Below are 6575 nucleotides of genomic sequence, written 5' to 3'. Positions count from 1 at the left end.
GAAGCATTGCCAGTGAAAGACTCCGACGGCAACGTTGTATCTTATCCAGAGAAAAAATGGAAAGGTAAAGAAGAATATCTGCTCCATTTCTGTGGTCTGGATTAAATAATTATCGGCAATCAAAACAGTGATTCAGTCTGAAAATACGATTATAGCGCTTTTTCAGGCTGAGATTGCCGATAACACTTTTTCGCCGATAACCTTTCTTATCAGAAATTTCCGATAAGAAAGGCAAGCCTACCGTTGAAAATCATGTACGTTATCTCGAAACGCACCTGGTTGAGAAAATAAAGGAAAAGATATATGTGTCATTTGAAGAACTGAATGCTGATATCAAAAAAATAGTAGAGGCCCTCAATAAAAGATCTTTTCAAGGTAAGGATTTCTCAAGACTGGATGCTTTTGAAAAGTATGACAAACCATGTATGAAACCACTGCCAGGCGGATGTTACACGGCTTGCGATTATAAAGCAGTCTTAAAGGTTCCCAACAACTACCACATCGAGTATGACGGCCACTACTATTCCGTATTGTACTCTTACTGTGGAAAGCCTGCAATCCTGAAAGCAACTGCATCAGAAATCAGGATCTGCGATCAGTACAATCGGCTGATCTGTACGCATAAGCGGTCTTATAAAGAGTTTCCTCTGTATATTACAGCGGATGAACATATGCCGCCGGAACATCTTTACTACAAAGAAGTCAATTCAAAGGATGGTAATTATTACCGTCGCTGGGCATCTGCCATTGGTCCTGCAATGTCAGAACTGATTGACAGACTCCTTAGATCATCAAAACATGAAGAGCAGTCTTATAATGCCTGTGCTGGTATCCTGCATAAAGTAAAAACAATCCCGAAAGGTGCTGCGGAAGAAGTTGCCCGCAAGTGTATAGAGATCAATTCCTGTAAATATTTTACTTTTAAGCAGATGCTCAAAAAGATGGATGTGAAGGAACTCCCTGAACATTCACCCGGGACACTGCCAAACCATGAAAATATCAGAGGAAAGGACTACTATAAGTAAAGGTGGCGGACTATGGCATACAGACTAAAAAACTATCTTTATAACGATAAACTCACAAAGGAACAGAACATACTTATGGACCGACTGTATAAACTTCGCATGTCCGGCATGGCTGAAGCCTTTGAAAAGCAGCTGTTGGAACCAAACACCGGTCTTGAACCGTTTGAAGCTCGATTTGCTGCTATAGTAAATCAGGAGTGGGATCAGCGTGAGAGTAAAAAGTTCAAACGTCTCATGAAAAAAGCAACTCTGAAATATCCTGCAGCTGATCTTGACAGATCCATCTACGATCCAGAACGCCAGCTCAACACACATGTCATAGAACTGCTATCCAAATGTGAGTGGATTGATGAGCCGAATAATCTGCTGATGACAGGTGGCGCCGGTGCCGGAAAGACATATATCGCCTGCGCTTTATGCATCACAGCCATGCATCAAAACCGTACTGTAAAATACATACGTGCGAATACTCTACTGAAAGAGTCGGATCATGCTCGTCAGGAAGGCAGATACTTTGAGTATTCGAATGAAATGGCAGCTTATGATCTCATGGTGATAGATGATTTTGGCTTAATGGATCTGGACATTGAGAAATGTCGCGACCTGTTTGAAATCATCGAATCCAGAGACTGCCGCAAGGCAACAATTATTATCTCTCAGATCCCAGTATCCGGATGGTATCAGCTTTTTGGGGATTCCACCTACGCCGATGCGTGTCTAAGCCGAATGACATCCAAGGCATATCGCCTTGAATTTCCAGGCAGGGATCGCAGAGTAACCAATAGTAATTAATCAACCTGCTGAGCTTTGCTCAGTTTGAAGCGGAATGGCGCTCCGTTCCTCCGGAACGGATGCGCAGTTCTTGCGGAATATGCACATAAACATTTCCCTTAGACAAAACCATATAAAAGAAAAGAGCAGATACGGATATTCTATATTGTTGAACCCATAAAAAAATGGCGCTTGGTTTAACAACCAAACACCATTTTTGCCACAAACTGTAACTATTCTTATCATTACTTCTTTACATATTATTCCAATGCATTTTTCTATTTAAAATTTTCCTTTTTTCCAAATATACTGGATTGCATCCTGGATCTGCCTTACATAAACCAGCTTCACTCCAACTGCTTTTTCCACAGAATTTCGGCACACTTCAGGCAGGATCACCGTATCAAAGCCTAATTTCTTCGCTTCCTGCACTCTCTGCCCCGCCATGCTTACAGCACGCACTTCGCCGCTCAGTCCGATTTCCCCAAATGCCATCAGTTTATCCGGAATCACAATATCTTTTATGCTAGATGCAATTGCAAGACAAATTCCAAGGTCAATAGCCGGCTCTGTCATTTTCATTCCCCCGGCAATATTTACATAGGCATCTGAAGAGGCAAGATGCAGTCCTACTTTCTTCTCCAGAACAGCCATCAGCAGATTGACACGATTAAAATCCGTTCCTACCGCCGTTCTCCTTGGAATACCAAAGTTGCTCTCACAAACCAGTGCCTGGATCTCCACAAGGATCGGGCGGGTTCCTTCCATAGAACAGGCAACCACACAGCCTGAAGCATTCTCCGGGCGTCCCTCCAGAAGATATTCGGATGGATTCGATACTTCTTCCAGTCCAGTTCCCTGCATTTCAAAAACACCGATTTCATTGGTAGATCCAAATCGGTTCTTCACAGCACGCAGAATTCGATAGGAGGCATGCCTGTCCCCTTCAAAATAAAGCACTGTATCCACCATATGCTCCAATACTCTCGGACCGGCCACATTTCCCTCTTTCGTCACGTGACCAACAATAAAAATTGTGATTCCAAGCCCTTTTGCGATCTGCATCAGTACATTGGTGGATTCCCGCACCTGGGAAACGCTTCCCGGGGCAGAACCAATTTCCTCATCAAACATAGTCTGAATGGAATCCACGATTGCCACATCTGGTTTCTTTCTCTCCATGACTTCCCGGACGGTGTCCAGATTGGTCTCGCACAAAAGCTGGAGATTCTCATTGAATGTACCGATACGGTTTGCACGAAGCTTGATCTGACGCAGGGATTCCTCACCGGAAATGTACAGGACAGAGCTTCCATTCTCTGCCAGATTCCGGCATACCTGCAAAAGAAGGGTAGATTTTCCAATACCAGGATCTCCACCCACAAGAACCAAAGACCCGGGGACAATGCCGCCCCCGAGTACTCTGTCAAATTCACCTATTTTCGTTGTCTGACGCTCATCTTCCTTCAGGCTGATATCCTTCAGGATCACTGGCTCAGACTTCTCTCTGGAAACGGCCTTGCCGCCTCCTGCTGCCTTTTTCCCTGTGGAAACTGGTTCTTCCACAAAAGAATTCCAGGCCTTACAGCCAGGGCACTGTCCCATCCATTTCGCGGATTCATAACCGCACTCCTGGCAAAAATATACCATTTTTTTGTTTTTTAGCATTTTACAATTTTTACATCAACAGCTGAGCCATTTCCAAGCTCTACGCTGAAAGAAAGCTTTCCGCCAAGGTTTGTTTCCATTTTACCTGTGCTTGCTCCATCAAGATATACCTCATACTGAGCTTCTGCTTCAAGTTCAACGGTGATCTGTGCGTCCTCTGGTCCTTCCACGCGGAAGCTCATCTGGCTTCCATCCTGTGCAAGATCAAACACAGCGGTACCTGGTACGGACTCATATACGAACATACCATTGCGCTCCAGCTTGGTGATCTCCTTAAATGTTTTTACTTTATACATATCTCCCTGATGAGGATAATCTGAAACCTTTGATTTCTGGGTTTTCTCATAATCTCCAAAGCTGATGGTACCATTTTCCTCTGTACGGATCAGTTCCTTTACTACTGCCATGATGCTTGTCCTCCCTAAGACTCTTTCGTTATGTTCTCTGGCGGATATTTCTTCGCCAGATTTTTTCACCGGCTCCCCGATGTTGTACATATTATATAATAAAACCCTTTTCTTTGCCAGTACCTGACATAAAATTTATAGCAATTTTAGATTTAGGGTTACTGTTCACTCCGTGACCGGTAACCGCTTCGCGATGCACAGAAACCATGCTTTGCATGATTTCGCGCCGTGGCTTACCTTTCTTTCACAAGAAACCGGATTTCCTTATTCCGATACTGTACCTGTACCGTATCTCCCCGCTTGATCTTCCCTTCCAGCAGCTCATTTGCCAGCCGGTCCTCTATCTTGGACTGAATTGCACGTCTCAGCGGTCTTGCTCCGTATTTGGCGTCAAATCCGGCTTCTGCGATGTAGTCAACTGCGGAGTTTGTCACATTCAGCTGAATATTCATCTGTTCCTGGCATCTCTTTTCCAAAGATTTTAAAAGCAGGGTTACGATCTTGCGGATTTCCTCTTTCTTCAAAGTATGGAATACCATGATCTCATCAATTCGGTTCAGAAATTCTGGTTTGAAAAGGCGGCGGACTTCCTCCATAACGCCGGCTTTCATCTTCTCATAGTCCTTTTTCTCATCCTTCTGGGAAATAAAGCCAAGCTGCTTAGGCTCTACAATCACCTGTGCGCCTGCGTTGGAAGTCATAATGATGATGGTCTGCTTGAAATCCACTTTTCTTCCATGGGCATCTGTAATGTGTCCGTCATCCAACACCTGAAGAAGAATATTAAACACATCTGGATGTGCTTTCTCAATCTCATCGAAAAGGATCACACTGTATGGATTTCGGCGCACTTTTTCACTTAACTGTCCCCCCTCATCGTATCCCACATATCCTGGTGGGGAACCGATCAGCTTGGAAACACTGTGCTTCTCCATATATTCGGACATATCAACGCGGATCATAGCCTGCTCGCTGCCAAAAACAGCCTGGGCAAGGGCCTTGGAAAGCTCCGTTTTACCTACACCGGTAGGACCAAGGAACAAAAAGGAGCCAATGGGACGATTGGGATCTTTTAGACCTACACGGCCGCGCTTTACCGCCTGGGAAACAGCATGTACCGCTTCCTCCTGTCCGATCACTCGCTTATGAAGTTCTTTTTCCAGCTGGGCAAGATGTCTGGTCTCCCCCTCCGTCAGCCTCTGTACCGGAATCTTTGTCCAGTCAGACACAATGGACGCAACTGCTTTTTCATCCACTTTCCCGGCTTTCTTGTGTGTCTTCTTTTCTTCCTTTGCACGAAGCAGCTCCAGCCTTGCTTCTGCCCTCTTTTGTTTCTCCTGGCACTCTTTGGCCAAAGTAAGATTGCCAGTCTTGATGGCATGTTCTTTTTCCTGAAGGATTTCCTGGATCTCACGGCTTAAATCTTCCCCTTCAGAGGATACCTGATAGCCGGACAAACGCACCTTGGACGCAGCCTCATCAATCAGGTCAATGGCCTTATCCGGCAAAAAACGGTCATTAATATAGCGCACAGACATTTTAACAGCTGCTTCTAAGGCTTCATCTAATATTGCAACCTTATGATGCTTTTCATAATAAGGACGAAGCCCCTTCAGGATCTCATATGCCTCCTCTTCGGATGGCTCTTCCACTGTAACTGGCTGGAAACGGCGCTCTAAAGCAGCATCCTTCTCAATATATTTACGGTACTCTTCCAGGGTGGTTGCACCAATGATCTGTAATTCTCCACGTGAAAGAGATGGCTTGAGAATATTGGAGGCATCCAGCGCTCCCTCTGCGCCGCCTGCCCCGATAATGGTATGAAGCTCGTCAATGAACAGAAGAATCCCCTGATTTTCACGCACTTCATCCACAACCTTGCGGATGCGTTCCTCAAATTCACCTCTATATTTGCTTCCTGCCACCATTCCGGAAAGATCCAGCACTACCAGCCGTTTATCCTGAATGGTCTCTGGCACTGTGCCTGCGATAATGCGCTGTGCAAGGCCCTCTGCAATGGCAGTCTTACCTACCCCGGGCTCTCCTACCAGGCAGGGATTGTTCTTCGTCCTGCGGCTTAAGATCTGAATCAGTCTGCTGATTTCTTTCTCTCTTCCCACCACTGGATCCAGTCTGCCTTCTGCTGCCATCTGGGTAAGATCACGGCTGTACTGGTCAAGAGCTGGGGTAGGGCTTCCATTCTGGTTCTGCATGGCCTTAGCAGCCTGAAATTCCTCCTGAATGGATTCATTGTCATATCCCATAGCGCCAAGCACTGCAGCATAAAGCTTCTGGATATTCACCCCCAGGGTATACAAAAGCCTGGTTCCCACACAGTCTGTCTCCCGGAGCATAGCAAGGAGCAGATGCTCTGTTCCAGCCTTTTCGCTTCCACCATTTTGTGCTTCCAGTACTGCACTCTCCAGAACCTTCTCGGTTCTTGGACTGTAGACAGGGTCTTCTTCTATTTCTGTAATGGTTCCTGCTTCCGCAGGGGTAACCAGCTTGTCGATCAATTCCACAAGCTTTTTGCCATCTACCTGAAATTCTTCCAGAACTCTTCCGGCAGTGCCTTCTGTCTCACTGAGAAGTCCCAGAAGAAGATGCTCTGTTCCAATATACCCAAGCTCAAAATCAATGGCTGCCGCCTTTGCCAGAGTCAGGGCTGTCTGAGCCTGCTTCGTAAATTTATTCTTCATGAATC

General features: G+C 45.6%; 5 protein-coding genes. 2 read left to right on the top strand and 3 right to left on the bottom strand.

Translation table 11 applies throughout. The features are described from left to right. Nucleotides 1-305: 305 nt before the first annotated feature. The gene (locus ACTQ50_RS10225) at nucleotides 306-1025 is read left to right on the top strand and encodes a Mu transposase domain-containing protein (RefSeq protein ID WP_441484106.1); all 720 of its coding nucleotides are present in this window, start codon (nucleotides 306-308) and stop codon (nucleotides 1023-1025) included. Nucleotides 1026-1037: 12 nt separating this feature from the next. Then, nucleotides 1038-1817, top strand: coding sequence for an ATP-binding protein (locus tag ACTQ50_RS10220; protein ID WP_441484105.1), 780 nt, complete (start codon nucleotides 1038-1040; stop codon nucleotides 1815-1817). A gap of 261 nt (nucleotides 1818-2078) precedes the next feature. Here the strand turns inward: ACTQ50_RS10220 and radA are convergent, their stop codons facing one another. From radA to ACTQ50_RS10205, 3 genes are all read right to left on the bottom strand, one after another. Then, on the bottom strand, nucleotides 2079-3464 hold the full coding sequence (gene radA / locus ACTQ50_RS10215) for a DNA repair protein RadA (RefSeq protein ID WP_441484104.1): 1386 nt from the start codon (nucleotides 3462-3464) through the stop codon (nucleotides 2079-2081). Then, nucleotides 3458-3871: an endosialidase gene (locus tag ACTQ50_RS10210; protein ID WP_226820389.1), complete on the bottom strand. Its 414-nt coding sequence runs from the start codon at nucleotides 3869-3871 to the stop codon at nucleotides 3458-3460. Before ACTQ50_RS10210 ends, radA begins: the two co-directional genes overlap by 7 nt. A gap of 233 nt (nucleotides 3872-4104) precedes the next feature. Further along, nucleotides 4105-6570 carry an ATP-dependent Clp protease ATP-binding subunit gene (locus ACTQ50_RS10205; protein ID WP_441484103.1) on the bottom strand — a complete coding sequence of 822 codons (2466 nt, stop codon included), beginning with the start codon at nucleotides 6568-6570 and terminating at the stop codon, nucleotides 4105-4107. Between the last annotated feature and the right edge of the window lie 5 nt (nucleotides 6571-6575).

The sequence above is a fragment of the Blautia sp. Sow4_E7 genome, from assembly GCF_052116245.1.
Taxonomy (GTDB): Bacteria; Bacillota; Clostridia; order Lachnospirales; family Lachnospiraceae; genus Blautia_A.
This window is presented reverse-complemented; position numbering and strand designations above follow the sequence as displayed.